The sequence below is a fragment of the Bradyrhizobium sp. 132 genome (assembly GCF_023074185.1).
Classification (GTDB): domain Bacteria; phylum Pseudomonadota; class Alphaproteobacteria; order Rhizobiales; family Xanthobacteraceae; genus Bradyrhizobium.
Genome location: NZ_JADPKY010000129.1, coordinates 1 through 608, shown reverse-complemented (window position 1 = coordinate 608; position 608 = coordinate 1). Strand labels below are relative to the sequence as shown.

At 68.1% G+C, this 608-nt stretch carries 1 protein-coding gene; it reads left to right on the top strand.

The window, feature by feature from the left end; translation table 11 throughout:
* Window positions 1-608, top strand: a 608-nt coding sequence (locus IVA74_RS27395; protein WP_247349531.1) for an AMP-binding protein, incomplete at both ends; no start/stop codon positions are given.

Genomic DNA, 608 nt, shown 5'->3' with positions numbered 1-608 from the left:
TACATTGGCGGGGCGGGGGTCGCGCGTGGCTATCTGAACCGGCCCGAACTGACGGCGGAGCGGTTCTTGGCCGATCCGTTCAGTGGTGAGGTCGGCGCACGGATGTACCGGACCGGGGATCTCGCGCGGTACCTGCCGGACGGCAATCTGGAGTTTCTGGGCCGCATCGACGACCAGATGAAGATCCGCGGCTTCCGGATCGAGCCTGGCGAGATCGCGGCGCGGCTGGTTGAGCACGCGTCGGTGCGCGACGCGGCGGTGGTTGCGTGCGAGGATCGCAGCGGCGAGAAGCGTCTGGTCGCCTATGTGGTTACGGCTGCGGAGCATGCCGGCGAAGCCGAGGGGACTGAACTTGCCGGCACGTTGCGCACCCATCTTGGTGCGCGGCTGCCCGAGTACATGGTGCCGAGCGCGTTTGTGCGGCTTGCGGCGCTGCCGTTGACGCCGAACGGCAAGCTGGACCGCAAGGCGCTGCCCCCGCCAGAGGATGATGCGTATGCGCGGGCAGCCTATGAGGCGCCGCGGGGCGAGATCGAGATCGCGCTGGCGCAGATCTGGGCCGAGCTTCTGGGCCTGGAACGTGTCGGCCGGCACGACAACTTCTTCGA